This window comes from Paenibacillus sp. NPDC056722 (genome assembly GCF_042790635.1).
GTDB classification, from domain to species: domain Bacteria; phylum Bacillota; class Bacilli; order Paenibacillales; family Paenibacillaceae; genus Paenibacillus_AQ; species Paenibacillus_AQ agri.
On record NZ_JBHTYV010000002.1, the window covers coordinates 138754 to 152784 of the forward strand.

General features: G+C 47.0%; 13 protein-coding genes. 4 read left to right on the plus strand and 9 right to left on the minus strand.

Annotation, left to right across the window (positions count from 1 at the left end; genetic code table 11):
- Positions 1-159: 159 nt before the first annotated feature.
- Entirely contained in the window at positions 160-1263 is a 1104-nt protein-coding gene (locus tag ACFRAM_RS05170) for a hypothetical protein (RefSeq protein WP_379464856.1), read from the minus strand.
- Between the two features lie 144 nt (positions 1264-1407).
- On the opposite strand from ACFRAM_RS05170, the gene ACFRAM_RS05175 reads away from it, so the two are divergent.
- Entirely contained in the window at positions 1408-1953 is a 546-nt protein-coding gene (locus ACFRAM_RS05175) for a TetR/AcrR family transcriptional regulator (RefSeq protein WP_379464857.1), read from the plus strand.
- Positions 1954-2088: 135 nt separating this feature from the next.
- Here the strand turns inward: ACFRAM_RS05175 and ACFRAM_RS05180 are convergent, their stop codons facing one another.
- The 8 genes from ACFRAM_RS05180 to ACFRAM_RS05215 form a co-directional block, all read right to left on the minus strand.
- Positions 2089-2889 carry an alpha/beta hydrolase gene (locus ACFRAM_RS05180; protein WP_379464858.1) on the minus strand — a complete coding sequence of 267 codons (801 nt, stop codon included), beginning with the start codon at positions 2887-2889 and terminating at the stop codon, positions 2089-2091.
- On the minus strand, positions 2886-3917 hold the full coding sequence (locus ACFRAM_RS05185; protein WP_379464859.1) for an ABC transporter substrate-binding protein: 1032 nt from the start codon (positions 3915-3917) through the stop codon (positions 2886-2888). The genes ACFRAM_RS05180 and ACFRAM_RS05185 overlap by 4 nt, the downstream gene beginning before the upstream one ends.
- Before the next feature lie 51 nt (positions 3918-3968).
- Positions 3969-5177 carry a helix-turn-helix domain-containing protein gene (locus ACFRAM_RS05190; RefSeq protein WP_379464860.1) on the minus strand — a complete coding sequence of 403 codons (1209 nt, stop codon included), beginning with the start codon at positions 5175-5177 and terminating at the stop codon, positions 3969-3971.
- A 258-nt stretch (positions 5178-5435) separates the two neighbouring features.
- The gene (locus ACFRAM_RS05195; protein ID WP_379465518.1) at positions 5436-6806 is read right to left on the minus strand and encodes an LLM class flavin-dependent oxidoreductase; all 1371 of its coding nucleotides are present in this window, start codon (positions 6804-6806) and stop codon (positions 5436-5438) included.
- A gap of 27 nt (positions 6807-6833) precedes the next feature.
- The gene (locus ACFRAM_RS05200; RefSeq protein ID WP_483875006.1) at positions 6834-7652 is read right to left on the minus strand and encodes an ABC transporter permease; all 819 of its coding nucleotides are present in this window, start codon (positions 7650-7652) and stop codon (positions 6834-6836) included.
- Positions 7649-8497: an ABC transporter permease gene (locus tag ACFRAM_RS05205; protein WP_379464861.1), complete on the minus strand. Its 849-nt coding sequence runs from the start codon at positions 8495-8497 to the stop codon at positions 7649-7651. Before ACFRAM_RS05205 ends, ACFRAM_RS05200 begins: the two co-directional genes overlap by 4 nt.
- 335 nt (positions 8498-8832) lie before the next feature.
- Positions 8833-9849 (minus strand): aliphatic sulfonate ABC transporter substrate-binding protein, encoded by a 1017-nt coding sequence (locus tag ACFRAM_RS05210; protein WP_379464862.1) that lies wholly within the window; start codon positions 9847-9849, stop codon positions 8833-8835.
- A 243-nt stretch (positions 9850-10092) separates the two neighbouring features.
- Positions 10093-10695 carry a TetR/AcrR family transcriptional regulator gene (locus ACFRAM_RS05215; protein WP_379464863.1) on the minus strand — a complete coding sequence of 201 codons (603 nt, stop codon included), beginning with the start codon at positions 10693-10695 and terminating at the stop codon, positions 10093-10095.
- A 303-nt stretch (positions 10696-10998) separates the two neighbouring features.
- Between ACFRAM_RS05215 and ACFRAM_RS05220 the strand changes: the two genes are divergently transcribed.
- From ACFRAM_RS05220 to ACFRAM_RS05230, 3 genes are all read left to right on the plus strand, one after another.
- Positions 10999-11700, plus strand: coding sequence for a response regulator transcription factor (locus tag ACFRAM_RS05220; protein WP_379464864.1), 702 nt, complete (start codon positions 10999-11001; stop codon positions 11698-11700).
- Between the two features lie 19 nt (positions 11701-11719).
- Positions 11720-13165, plus strand: coding sequence for a sensor histidine kinase (locus ACFRAM_RS05225; RefSeq protein WP_379464865.1), 1446 nt, complete (start codon positions 11720-11722; stop codon positions 13163-13165).
- 77 nt (positions 13166-13242) lie between these two features.
- Positions 13243-14031, plus strand: a complete 789-nt coding sequence (locus ACFRAM_RS05230) for an ABC transporter ATP-binding protein (RefSeq protein ID WP_379464866.1) — start codon at positions 13243-13245, stop codon at positions 14029-14031.

Below are 14031 nucleotides of genomic sequence, written 5' to 3' on the forward strand. Positions count from 1 at the left end.
TATTCTATCTCTTTATAGTTAAATATTCAAAATATTAAATATGAACATTTTGTATATATAAACGACCTACGCGCAGTTTCAATCCAAACTGAAGCAGCGCGCACCGATATAATATCAGTGCGCGCTGGCAGCATTGCTTTTTCCACCTGGTTTACATACTTACTTATTAATAATAGATTCCTTGTTATTCCCAAAAAACATTTGTTCCCACAATCCTTCGTGTGTATAGACTTCCTTCACGCCATCTTTGTCATGCGTCAAACGAACTTCACCCAGAATACGAGTGTATGTTGGATTAGCACCTAACAATTTTGCGACGGTGGCTTTAAAGCGTGGCAATTTTCCTAAAAGACTTACCGCGACGATATCTCTTTTTCTTATAAACTCAACGGTGTAGGTCTCCTTCTTGGAAACAGGTTGTTTGTAAACTAAATGATTATCCATGAATTTTTTGTTGATAGGATGCTCAAATGTATCTTCTCTTGTAACCTGGGTAAGAGATTGGTCATCTGTTAGGATCTCACCATCCTTAGCAATCATGAACACCGGAAGCCGCTTATAGCCATAATTTTTCTCTGCAATAATATCACAAGCAATGATGTCAAAGCCTTCGACTTTCGCCCGCCCCCAATACCAGTGATTCATCAGTTTATTCATGCTGATATTTCCCCAGTTATGGTCATGGTACCCGGTTCCTTTTAACTTAGTTGTTGTATTCCCAATAGTTAATGTAGCATCGATCACGGCAGAAGGCTGAGCGACAAACCAGGCAAAGAAATGCTCATCCTGATCACCATAGAACCAATGCCCTGTATCTGGACGCCACATCGGTAGCTTTGAAGTCATAGTAGCATGGTATTTAACGTCTCCTTGTTCAAAATGCAAAATATACTTTCCATCTTCATATTTCAAATAGGAGTTACCAATGTTGACATCACAGATGTCACTTTTGGCGTTGGTCACTGTCCCTCTCGGTTCTTGAAAAGACTGTGTAGTCTTGGTTCCGTCAGGATGTGTGATATCAATATCAACGGTCGGATGTGCCGGACCGGGAACGTCAAAGTAATTTTTAGTAAAAAAAATAGTAACGATCGTTGTACCATCCTCAAACTCGGCATCGGTGTACCACCATTCATAAGACCCTTCGCGTCCATGGGTTCTCATCCCATCTTCTCTAGGCAGCGGCTGCTCAGGCAGAATATTCAACTGTTTGTAATCATCATCCGCATTAGCAAGTCTGGCACGTTTTATTATATTTCCCATTGGAAAAGCCTCCACAAACTTAAATTTATAATCATTACATCCGTTATAAAATTGACATCTGTCATAGTTATGGCTAAAGTATAGTTAAAAACAATGACAAGTGTCAACGTTATCTGATAAGTCTTACATATTGGAGGAAATGTCATGTATTCTGGATCAAACCCGTCCGCCATACGCTCACAAAAATGGATTAGGGACTCGTTACTTCAATTGCTAGAGGAAAAATCATATAAAACCATTTCCATAAAAGAAATTACGGAGAGAAGTGATCTGGCTAGACAAACGTTTTATCAATTATTTGATTCCAAAGAAGAAATTATACAGTATCATCTGGATAATTTATTTCGTGAATATCTCATAGAAATACAAAACTTAGAGGTAGCAACCACGGAAGAGTTAGCCCGATTGTATTTTATTTTCTTCCATAATAATGAAAGCTTTATTCATCACCTGATTCAAAATGACTTAATCCATATTCTGAATCAAAAGTTTTATGATTATTTAAATGAAATTGGTACGGTTCTGCAGCTTAGCCAGACTGACACCGAATACTCATTAGCCTTTATTTCATCTGGCTTGGTTGGTATTCTCGTATATTGGTTTAAACAAAATAAAGCAATGCCCATTGACCAATTGGCACTGCTGGTTAGCGATATTTTGAAACCTAAAATGGTAGGTGAAATGCTCTAGGTCACATGTAAAATCACAGATACACGCTTATGGATTTTACCAAAGTATTACTGTCATGTATTGACCACGTATACAAATTAGCCGCAGGCAATTTGCCTGCGGCTAGGTTCTTTTATCAAGCCAGCTAATCGATCCTCACGACCATATAAACCTCGGCAAACGGGCCAGCATTCCCGGAAGAACACTTACATGGTCCTCATTCTCAAACCGGATTATATCCGTGGTTATTCCCCTGTCACTTAATGCCCTCATCGCTTGCCCCATCCGATCGCTTCCGTCCAGCATATGAGGCAACTCACGAGCACCAGTAGTTAGCTGTAGACGAATAGATGCGCTGTTCTGCCAAGTCTGTGTGAACTGCGCCTGCTCTTCGAAGATCTTATCTTCAGCCCACCAGGTGGATGGACTACCGGCAGCATAATGCGTAAATAAGTGCGGTTTGGCAAACAGGGCATGTAAAACTAGCAGCCCGCCTAGTGAATGACCGACTATGAGTTGTCGATCTGGATCGATCGACCATTCACCAGCAATTACCGGTTTAAGCTCCCGTTCAATAAAATCCAGAAATTGATCGGCCCCACCATGCGGTGGCCACGGTCGGCCCTCCGGCCTGGCCGGGAGTACGCTACCTTCTGCTGGTATCGTAAAATCCAGGCAGCGCCGATCCATATCAAACGGCTCTTTGGACGGATACCCGATTCCGATAACAAGAATAGGCCCTAACCCTTTAGGCTTGCGCGTCTGCAGTCTGACCGTTTCGGCAAGGGTCTGGAACAACGCATCCCCATCCAGAGCATAGATAACCGGATAACCGTTAACCGGAGCTTCTTCTACTGGAGTTCCGATCAGAATTCGATAATGATCACCACGAATAGATGACATCTCATATTCATAACAGCGGTCGGCAATGTAGGGGTTCCTGGTCAGCTTGTTCATGGTGTCATGAAGCTTACAATATCATCTATAACCTTGCTCTGTGCAATAACGCCCCCTGTGAGCCAGTATTCGCTCGCCGTCTCAAATACATTGCCATTTTTCACAGCTGGAGTGCTCTTCCAAATGCTGCTTTCCTTCAGCTCATCTAAAGTGGCATCCCCTGAATTACCGTCCTTAACAAGGAAGATATAATCCACATCCAGTTTAGGCAATACCTCATATGAAACTGCAGCCGTTGAGCCTTGGATAGATTCAGGCTGGCTTAAGCCCAGATCATGTGCCAGTACATATCCGCTGAAATAATCGCTAGTCATAAAAAACATCCCTTTAGAATTAAAGCGAATGACCGCCGCCTTTTTCCCTTCAATGGCCGTCCCCAGCTTCTCCTTGGCAGCTGCCACCTTCTCCGCATAACCTGCCAGAACTTCTGCTGCCTTCTCCTGTTCGCCTAACATTTCCCCGAGCGCTAGCAGTGAATGAGAGAAATCGGTTGTGGCGCTCTGAAATACATAGGTCGGGGCAATCTTCGAGTATTGCTCGTAAATGCCATTCTCGGCAAAATTTTTGTTATGCAGAATAATCAAATCAGGCGTATAGCTCATCACCGCTTCGGAGGCAGGCGGTAAGCCCTTTGTAAAGGTAATAACAGGTACATCGGCTAGTTGATCCTGCAAGTATTCCTGAATTCGAGCCCCATTCGACCATTGAACAACGGGCTTAATCCCCAAGGATGCCAGTGAATCCTCCAGTATAGGAGCAAAAATCCGCGTCGGTTTTGCAGGGATCGTTACCTCATGTCCAAGCTCATCCGTAATCACCAACGGGTAAGTAGCCGTGGCCTGTGCTTCCTCTGCTGAGGTCTGGTCCGCTTCTGCTGCAACCGGCGCTTCCTCTGCCGGGACCGTCGTAGACTCAGGCACAGTGTTATTCTCCCCTGTACCACATCCAGCCATGAGAACAGCCAGTAAGCTTATTCCTGTTAGCATCAACAACAGCCTTTGATACTTCTTGTTCCATACGTTAATCAAAATCGTTCATCCCCCAATACTTGTACTGATAATAATTCTCACAAGAATGGATTATACGCCCACCTTTGCCCATAGGCCATGGACAGAGGCAGGATCGGGATTTGGATTTTTCCCAGTCAGCAGCATGAACGTTTCTTCCAATATACGATAAACAGCCACTGCCGAATATTCGAGCCAAGGATTGGATGGCAGCAAATAGAGTTGTCCCAGCTGGACTGCACGAAGCTTCTGCCACTGCGGATTGTGCTGAAGAGCCAGCCAGTGATGCCGTGTACGGGCATTTAGACAGACCATGAGCAGCAGCCGATCCGGTTTTATCGCTAACACTTCTTCTAAAGTAATCGGCTTGTTGCATACTTCTTGCTGCTGGAATGCTGTGGACAGACCCAGATCCTGAAAGAGCACGTCACGAATACCTCTGTTGGTATAAAGAAAGAGATTTTCGTCCGATAGACGTAGCACGGCAAATTGATCCTGTCCCGCCGCTTGAAGAATTTCCGGTCTGATCTCGGTTAATCTTGCTTCATAGGTATCTATCCAGGCCTGACCTACCTCCTGCTTGTTCAATACATCAGCCATCTCTCTAAGCTGTAATTTCCAGTCTTCGGACTTGACATTAACGGTTCGTATGCCCGCCATCTCCACCGAACGATCCGCATTTTCGTCAAACGGCTTCCGGATGAACACAATGTCCGGCTTTGCTGCCAGCAGCATCTTCATATTCTCTTCATCCTTGCCACTATTCTGGTAATGCAAATGCACTTGAATGGCGGATTGATAATAATAATGGTAATAGGGTGTCCATTTAGGGTCCATTGGAGCGGCAATCGGAATAATCCCTAGAGCAAGCAAATTTCCAGTCAGCTCAGTGCAAGTCGTAGAAATACGGTTAAAGAACTTTTCACTGTACACAGACGGCGCAATCCCGACCTCCTTCTTAAACTTACGACTGAAGTAAAATTCATCGCTATAGCCACAGGCCCGGGCAATATCACGCAGCCCCCACTCTGTATCGCGCAGTAGTTGCTTCGCATGGCCGATCCGCAGGGACGTCAAATAATCCGTCACACTTTGCCCGAAGGTTTTCTTAAATGCTTCACTAAAATACTTTGTGCTCAGCCCTGCTGCCTGAGCTAGAATATCTAGAGTTAACGGTTCTCCAAAATGAGTGGATATATAATCGCGCATTTGCTTCATAGGCACCCGTTCCTGAGCCTCTCCCACTCGACCGGAAGCAATTGCTGCAAGCCGATTCTCCATTGAAACCTTCCTCCTTCACAATCTAGACAGCCTTCATTAATTGATAATAACAATCATTCTCAATGATAGGTGATCTTTTAATTTATAGCAACGTATGTACAAGCTATCCGTCTTCCTGACTATACCGGTTGCTGGATTAGCTTATACAAAAAAAGATCCTCTCCATGAAGAGAGAACCTTTAGAGCGGATTGTCAGTTGACGGCATGACTATCGTCGACGACTGGATAGCCGCGACCTCATCAAAGCCAATCCGTTTCTCAAGTCGCAGCCGGTGAAGCGGATGCATCCGCTCGTTCATGGCCCGCTTGGAAATGGCGGAGACCCGGCCGCTCCAGCCCGAGATGCTCGCGCAGTGTGCTTCCAGTATATTCCTTCCGGAACAACCCCCGCTGCTGGAGAATCGGCACAACATGGTCGACGAATTCATCAAGATTGCCTGGCAGCACCGGCGGCATAATGTTGAAGCCATCGCAAGCATACTCCTGAAACCAATGCTGCAAAAAATCAGCCAACTCACCATAGGTGCCCACAAATTGCATATGCCCCCGGGCACCAATCAGACGCCCGCCTAAATCCTGAATCGAAAGGCGCTCCTTGCGCGCCATGTCCATGATGAGCTGTACGCGGCTTTTCATGCCATTGGTCGCTTCGACAGGATCGGGAATGTCCGGTAGCTCCCCATCTATTGGGTAGCCGGAGAGGTCAAAGTTAAGCATGGTGGACAGGGCACCGACAATTACACTAGACGGAATCAAATCCTGTAACTCCTTGTATTTCTGCTGCGCTTCCGCCTGCGTTGCCCCGATGATTGGTGACAGCCCTGGCATGATCTTGATGCTATCCGGCTGCCTGCCATTGGCCACAAGCTTCCCTTTGACACTGGCATAGAATGCCTGCGCCGCTTCCAGCGATTGTTGCGCGGTAAAGATCACTTCTCCGAACGCAGCCGCAAAATCCTGCCCCGGAACGGAAGAACCCGCCTGGATTAATACAGGATAACCTTGCGGTGGGCGAGGTACATTGAGTGCCCCTTTGGTCGAATACCACTGTCCCTTGTATTCAACTTCCTGTACCTTTGCTCCGTCAGCGAAAACCCCTGCCTTGCGGTCAATGACAAGCGCATCATCCTCCCAAGTATCCCAGAGCCGGGTGACGACCTCGACGAATTCTCGTGCCATCTCGTAGCGAAGACCATGCTCCGGGTGTTTGTCCCTGCCGTAGTTGTAAGCTTCAACATCCAGCTGCGACGTTACAATGTTCCAACCCGCACGCCCTTCGCTTAGATGATCGAGCGACGCAAATTTCCGCGCAACGTTATAAGGCTCGTTGTAGGTTGTTGATACAGTCGCCGTCAACCCAAGCTTCTCCGTCACCGTCGATAAGGCTGCGAGCAGCTGAACCGGCTCCAGCATGCCGGAAGCTGCATCCTCGACACCGCGAACATACAGCAGATCGGCCAGAAACATCATATCGAACTTGCCTCGTTCGGCGGTTTGCGCCAATCTTTTATAAAATTTGAAATCAAACAGCCCTTCCGCTCCGGATTCCGGATGCCGCCAGCCATAATGATGATGGCCGCTATAATAGATGAAGGCCCCCAAATGAAGCTGCTCGTCTCTTGTTCCCATCATAACTCCCTCCTGCCTTGGTGTTAGTCACCCTTTGAACGTGTCACGCCAGCGAAGCCAGCGCTTCTCCAGCAGCCGGACACCTGAATCAGATATCTTACCGATTATGGCAAAAATGATGATGCCAACAAAGACGACATCTGTTCTCATGTACGCTCTTGCGTCCTGAATCATATAGCCGATGCCCGCGCTTGTACCCATCATCTCCGCGACGACAAGCACCAGCCAGGCAATGCCAAGTGACAGCCTGATACCGAGTAAGATATTCGGCAGTGCAGACGGAATAATCAGCTTTGTAATCAACTGCAACCGCGAATACTGAAGGATACGGGCGACTTCAAATAGCTTCAGATCCACATTGCGGATGCCTAGAAACGTATTGACGTACACAGGAAAAAAGGCGCCCAGTGAGATAATTAATACTTTGGAAAATTCACCAATGCCAAACCACAATATAAACAGCGGAATCAGCGACAGCAGCGGAATGGTCCACATCATCTGTAGGGACGGATCGAGCGTCTTTTCGGCGATTTTATTCAGACCAGTCAATAGACCAAACAGCAATCCCGTCCCAGCACCCAGCAAAAAGCCAACCATTGCCCGATAAAGACTAATGCTCATATGCTTATAGAGCTCGCCGCTGGCGATCAGCTCCACAAACTGTTTCACAATGGCACTCGGTGTAGGCAGCATAGATGCAGGTACAAGACCGAACTGTCCGACAGCCTCCCAGACGATTGCGATCGCTACCGGCACAAGCCAGCCGTGAAGCGGCCTCGGAATCGCTCGGAGCCAACCTTCCTCCTCTGGGCGCGATCTTTTCTCATCCAATACTTGCCCACTCATAGCTTTCCGTCTCCCTTGTAGCTGTCCTGCCAGCGCAGTAACCGCCGCTCCAGCAATTTCACCAATGAATCCGTTAGCTTGCCTACAACCGCAAATACAATAATTCCGACGAACACGACAGAGGTCAGCGAGAATGATCTAGCATCATTGATCAGAAATCCAACGCCAGAGCTAGAACCCATCATCTCTGCAACCACTAGTACCAGCCAGGCAACTCCGACTGACAACCTTACTCCCAGCAAAATGTTCGGCATAGCGGCGGGCACGACCAGCTTCGTAATCATGTGCCATTTGCTGAATTGTAGCACTCGACCAACTTCGAACAGCTTGCCGTCTACCGAGCGGATGCCAAGGAATGTATTGACGTAGAGCGGAAAAAACGTCCCTTTGGCGATCAGCAGCACTTTCGACGTCTCACCAAATCCGAACCATAGAATGAACAACGGCGCAATTGCGAGATGAGGCAGCGTACGCAGCATTTGCAGCAGTGGATCGAGCAGCCGCTCTGTTTTGTAGGAAAAGCCTACCCAAATGCCGGCCGCCAGCCCCAATCCCCCGCCAAGCAAGAAGCCAAGCAGTGCTCGCCATGCTGAAATCCCGAGATGACGTATCAACTCTCCAGAAGACGTCAGACTGACGAATTCCTCCACTATTTTACTGGGAGCAGGCAACAAAATCGGATTTAGCTTCCCCATTCCAGCAGCAATTTCCCAGAATACAACCGTTGCTACAGGCAGCAAGATCCCCAGCGCTACATTAGTAATCTGTATGGATCGCCGCCGCTTCGGTCTTTCCGATGTTCCCGTTTTCTCCTGTACGAGCGGCGTTGCTGCCGCATTCTCCATCACTACCACCTCGTTACATTCATTTCATTTATCTATATAAGACGAACTTAAGAGCCTAACGTAAGGCTCGATCGTCACTACGGTGGAATGTTTGGACTTCCGGCCGCTGTTGTCTCCAGATTTCTTTCAATGGTACCGCTGTTTGCGGTTGAAATCCGGAGACAGCCTATGCTTACGGGTGCGAGCTTTCCTGCGGAAAGCTTTCAGGCGGTCGCTACCGCTCCTACAGTTCCAAACTTCCCCCTTCGTTCCTTCTCGCTTTTTGTTATTCTCTTTTGTTCGTCTCATATAACTTTTTTAGTTGTTATCTGTCGTTCACTTCATCTTTACGCCCTTTATTTCAAAGCTTCTTTCACGTACTGATTGTCGAATACCTCGGATACGTTAATCTTTTTGCGGATATTTCCGATTTCATATTGGAAGTCTGCCGTTTTCTGCTGCTCGGCTATGATCTCGTCACTTACAGGGATATTGATTATTTTGGACCGTACCTGTGTTCCTTTGATCACCTCAACCGGAACTTTACGTTCTGTTGCATAACGGTTCAACGCTTCGTCCAGGTTCTGCTCTTCCCATAGCCGGGTTTTCTCGAATACCTTCAGGTAAAGTGTGACGAGCTCCGGATATTTCTCAGCAAACTCTTTACGCACGATCTGGAAAGACGGGGACAATACACCCAACTGCTCGCCGTCCGTCAACACTTTAGCTTTGCCCGTCAACGTATTAAGCGTAATATACGGGTCCCAGGTAGCCCATGCGTCTACGCCGCCTGACTCAAATGCGGGCTGCGCTTCATCCGGCTGAAGCTGAATAATTTCAACATCGGAGTCTTTAATTCCGGCTTCGGCCAAACCGCGATAGAGGAAGTTGTAGGCATTGCTCCCTTTGGCTACAGCTATTTTCTTACCTTTCAAATCTTCAATCGTTTTAAGTGCGCTGCTGGTTGGCGTGATGATCGCCACATTGTTCTTTCCTTCGAGTAATTGCGAAATGACCTTGAACGGAATATCCGCTGCCTGGGCGGCAATGATCGGCATGTTACCAAGACCGGCAAAATCAAGATGATTGGAAGCAATGGCTTCGGTCATCGGAGGTCCGCTCTGGAACTCTGCCCATTCGACCTTCACGCCAAGCTTTCCGAACTCATCCTCAAACCATTTCTCCTCCCGCGCTTTACCCCACAGCCCTCCGCTGCCCTGAACACCCAGCTTCACGGTCAATCCCTCATAGTTATTGGTTTCTTTGGTTTCTTTGGTTTCTTTGGTTTCACTTCCGCTTTTTTCTGTGTTGGCGCAACCCACTGTAAGCACCGCTATCAATAGAATCAAAGCCCATACTTTGAATAATTTCATCTCCCATTCCCCCATCGATTGATTTAAATAAACTTTTCTCACATGATTACTAGGTATTAGACATAAAAAAAGAGATGCCACGGTACATTCTGCTGCATTGCTGCAAGCAGTATTGCCCCGTCAATCTCCGGTTGTCTGGTCGATTGGACACTATTCATTTCCACATTCACAAACTGAATATGTATTCGTTTTGTTACCTGTTATATTAGCAATGACTTAAATCACTTGTCAAACTATTTTTTGTCATTTCTTAGGCACACTAAATAAGGTTACGATATTTGCAGCTTGAATCTTCACCGGAATTTCATAGCCGGGCGCCAATTGCAGTGTCAAGCCTTGAATCAAGCTGACAAAATAGAAGGCAAGCTCCTTCGGATCACCCTCAATAATGACACCTGCGTGCTGTCCCTGCCGCATAATCTCAGCCATAGGTTCCAGATTTTTGGTGAATCTGCGTGTAGCCGCTTCCCGTAGCTGCGGGTTCACCGTTTCGTTCGTCCGGATGCTTTGCAGCATGATCGTAAACGCCCAATTCTCAGGTGTGGCGATCCAGCTCTCACAGATGAGATGAAGCTTTTCCCGGGCATCCATAATTAGCGCAGCTTGATTAGAGATTTGACGGCCATAATCGATCTGCCCCCGCTGCAGCACCGCACTGAATATATCTTCCTTCGACGCAAAATAATTGTAGACGTTGCCGACACTAAGTCCGGCTTCCTTGGCGATATCCTTCACACTGGCGGAATCAATCCCCCGTCTGGCAATCACCTGAAGAGAGCAATCCAGAATATGCTCCCGTCTCACTTCTCTTAATTGTTGATCTTTCTCTACATTTCTTGGGGACACTGGAAACCTCCTACAATTATTCGAAGTATAGGGTGTGGACAAGGTCTACTAGACGAACTTAAGATCCGAACGTAAGACTCGGTCGTTACTATGGTGGGATGTTTGGACTTCTGGCCGCTGTTGTCTCCAGATTTCTTTTCATACTCCATTCAACCCATGCTGTCCCATCTGCATATTCTATCTCTTTATAGTTAAATATTCAAAATCCCTTCTTCTACTGTAGAGACCATTACCCATCCCCCATTACCTGAAAACCCCTCCTATGGTAAAATCAAAGAATAATCTACCATTAGGAGCACATCGATGAATCAGACTAAAACGATACTCATTATTGAAGATGAACAGGATATCTCCCGTATTCTGAAGGATTATATTCAATTGCAGCGCTATGAAGTACATATTGCCGACACTGGCACGACGGGTTTGCAGCTTGTTGAATCGTTAAACCCTGATTTTATCATCCTGGATATTATGCTGCCCGATGTTAACGGAATCGAGCTGTGTCAGCAGATCCGGGACATCACCCGCAGTCCAATTCTCATCTTGAGCGCCCGCGGCAGTGATACAGACAAAGTGCTGGGACTGGGATTTGGCGCAGATGATTATATGACCAAACCCTTCTCCTTAAGCGAGTTGGTAGCAAGAATTCAGGCGCATCTGCGCAGAATGGATGGCATAGAGATCCAACCCCGGCAGGATGAGGTGCTTACTCTGGATTCTCTCACTATGGATAAAAAAGCATATAAAGCCACTCTCGGCGAACAGGAACTCTCTTTGTCGGCCAAAGAATTCGAGCTGTTATATTTTCTGGCCGAGCATAAAAATCAAGTATTCTCCAAAAGTCAGCTGCTGGATCAGGTCTGGGGGTATACCTCCTATGGCGATGAGAGCACCATTACCGTGTACATTCGCCGACTAAGAGAGAAGATTGAGGCAGACCCTTCCAATCCAGTCTATCTCAAAACCGTGTGGGGCGTCGGCTATAAATTTAATCTGATGAAATGAGAGAATGGGGTAAGAGGAGATGTATTGGAGCAACTGGTTCAAAACATGGCTCATCTCGGTGATAACCTGTATTTTAGTTTTTGTGGGTTGTGGCACCTTCATCTATTACAAGTTAGGGGCCCAAGAACATAATGATCTCGCCCGCTATACCGTGAATCAAGCACGGGTAGAGGTAAGCGAGATCATGTTTTTATTGGAGCAGCAGCATTCAGTGTTGCCTAGCCGGCAAGACTTGCAAGATCAATTACTGACTTGGAGCCAGCAGAAAAAACTGAACCTGGTGTACGCTGGACTGGACGGAACAGTCCTCTTTGATTCCTCCCATCAGTTTCAGCCGCTTATAGACAAGCTTGATCTCAAGAACAGTGTGCACTATGATCTGCATGCCTCCAAAACAAGCCCGGGCATTTTTACACTCGCCTTCCCTGTGGTTGATCCTGTATCGAAAAGACAGGCGGGCAATGCCATTTTCACCTTACCTGAAGAGACCCTCGGCTACGAACAACCCTCTTCTGTTCCCATCGTCATCCTGGTGCTGATGTTTACCGCTCTCCTCGTTCTGCTGCTTCTCCTGTTACAGCTAAAAAGAAGAATAAACCTTGGCCTACTGCGACCGATCAGCCGCTTGAAGGATCATTCCGAGGCGATTCTCAGGGGGAACTATGAACAGAAGGCGGAGTATGTGGAACAAGATGAAATCGGTGAAGTCTATGCCGTATTCGACCAGATGAGACAAGAGATTATGGAGCTCAGCCAGCAGCGAGATGCACAGAACAAGGCTCAAAAAGAACTGATTTCGAATATTTCACATGATCTGAAGACGCCATTGACCACTGTGAAAGCTTATATCGACGCCATACAGGAGGGAATTTGCCCCGATCTGCCTGCCATCATGGAATACATGGAGATCATGCAATCGCAAACGAATAAAATGGCTGTGCTGGTTGAAGACCTGCTTGTGCATGCCCTAAGAGATTTAGGACAAATCTCCGTTACCCTTACAGAGTGTTATAGCAAGGAGATATTCGAGAGTATCCTAAGGCCCATGGGTCCGTATATCCGCACCACAGGCGTTAACTTTATTGAACCTGCGGAGATTCCCAATGTGTTGATCCGGATAGACCCGGTGCGACTGGAACAGCTTCTCTCCAACCTGATTGCGAATGCGCTTAAGCACACTTCGGCGGGCGACTCAATATCAATAGAGATTGTACAGCAGCAAGATCAGTTGAAAGTGACCGTATCGGATACAGGTGAAGGGATTCATCCACAGGATATGCCTTTTATCTTTGAACGATATTTTCAGGGTCAAGCCCCTCCATCTTACGAAAATAGATTAAAGGATGGCTCTGGCCTGGGCCTGTCCATTTGCAAGCATATTATTGAAGCGCATCAGGGAACGATCTCTTTTAAAAGTGTCAAAAATCAGGGAAGCGCATTTTATTTCACCCTGCCCTTATGCTAATTGGCGTAATCCTGTCTTGCTGTAATACTTTATTAATATTCTGATAAGATTATTGCAGGATTCCCCTTCTACAATGAATGAAAGAAGCTTACAGGAGGAATCTAATTGTGCTGAATACTGCTATCATCCAAGCGAAAAACCTGTGCAAAACCTATTCCACAGGCAGCGAACAATTCCACGCCATCCGTAATATCGATCTGGATATCTTCCAGGGTGATTTCACAGTAATTATGGGTGACTCCGGTTCGGGAAAATCTACACTGCTCTATATGCTTAGCGGCCTGGATTCCCTAACTGCAGGCGAGGTCTATTTCCGGCAACAGCGTATTGATCGCTTTTCCGAGAAAGAGCTCGCTGCCTTCCGTACGCAAAAAATCGGCTACGTGTATCAGAGCAGCAATCTTGTGCCAGACCTCACCCTGTTTGAGAATATCGCCTTGCCCGGCTATGTTGCACGAACCTCCAAGCGGGAGGTGAAGCAAAAGGCCTTATCCCTGATGGCGTCCATGAATATTGATGCCCAAAGAAATCGGTTGCCTGCCGAGGTATCGGGAGGACAGCAGCAAAGAGCCGCGATCGCACGGGCGTTAATTAATGCACCGGAGATTATTTTTGCGGATGAGCCTACCGGAAGCTTAAATTATGAACAAGGGGTTAAAGTGCTGGATATCCTGACCCAGATGAATAACCAAGGCCAGTCCATCGTAATGGTCACGCATGATATCAAGTCCGCCTGCCGGGGGAATCGAATTATCTTTATCCGGGATGGAAAAGTGGGCGGCATGCTCGAATTAGACCCCTATTCACCGGACGTGCTACAGGATAGAGAATCCCTTATCTTCTCTTATATCACTGGGAGGGGGTAA

Excerpts from the sequence above, each read along its gene's own strand:
- ACFRAM_RS05170 (WP_379464856.1), bottom strand. The coding sequence starts at position 1,263 with ATGGGAAATATAATAAAACGTGCCAGACTTGCTAATGCGGATGATGAT.
- ACFRAM_RS05180 (WP_379464858.1), bottom strand. The coding sequence starts at position 2,889 with ATGAACAAGCTGACCAGGAACCCCTACATTGCCGACCGCTGTTATGAA.
- ACFRAM_RS05220 (WP_379464864.1), top strand. The coding sequence starts at position 10,999 with ATGAATCAGACTAAAACGATACTCATTATTGAAGATGAACAGGATATC.
- ACFRAM_RS05190 (WP_379464860.1), bottom strand. The coding sequence starts at position 5,177 with ATGGAGAATCGGCTTGCAGCAATTGCTTCCGGTCGAGTGGGAGAGGCT.
- ACFRAM_RS05200 (WP_483875006.1), bottom strand. The coding sequence starts at position 7,652 with ATGAGTGGGCAAGTATTGGATGAGAAAAGATCGCGCCCAGAGGAGGAA.
- ACFRAM_RS05205 (WP_379464861.1), bottom strand. The coding sequence starts at position 8,497 with ATGGAGAATGCGGCAGCAACGCCGCTCGTACAGGAGAAAACGGGAACA.
- ACFRAM_RS05195 (WP_379465518.1), bottom strand. The coding sequence starts at position 6,806 with ATGGGAACAAGAGACGAGCAGCTTCATTTGGGGGCCTTCATCTATTAT.
- ACFRAM_RS05210 (WP_379464862.1), bottom strand. The coding sequence starts at position 9,849 with ATGAAATTATTCAAAGTATGGGCTTTGATTCTATTGATAGCGGTGCTT.
- ACFRAM_RS05175 (WP_379464857.1), top strand. The coding sequence starts at position 1,408 with ATGTATTCTGGATCAAACCCGTCCGCCATACGCTCACAAAAATGGATT.
- ACFRAM_RS05225 (WP_379464865.1), top strand. The coding sequence starts at position 11,720 with ATGTATTGGAGCAACTGGTTCAAAACATGGCTCATCTCGGTGATAACC.
- ACFRAM_RS05230 (WP_379464866.1), top strand. The coding sequence starts at position 13,243 with ATGAAAGAAGCTTACAGGAGGAATCTAATTGTGCTGAATACTGCTATC.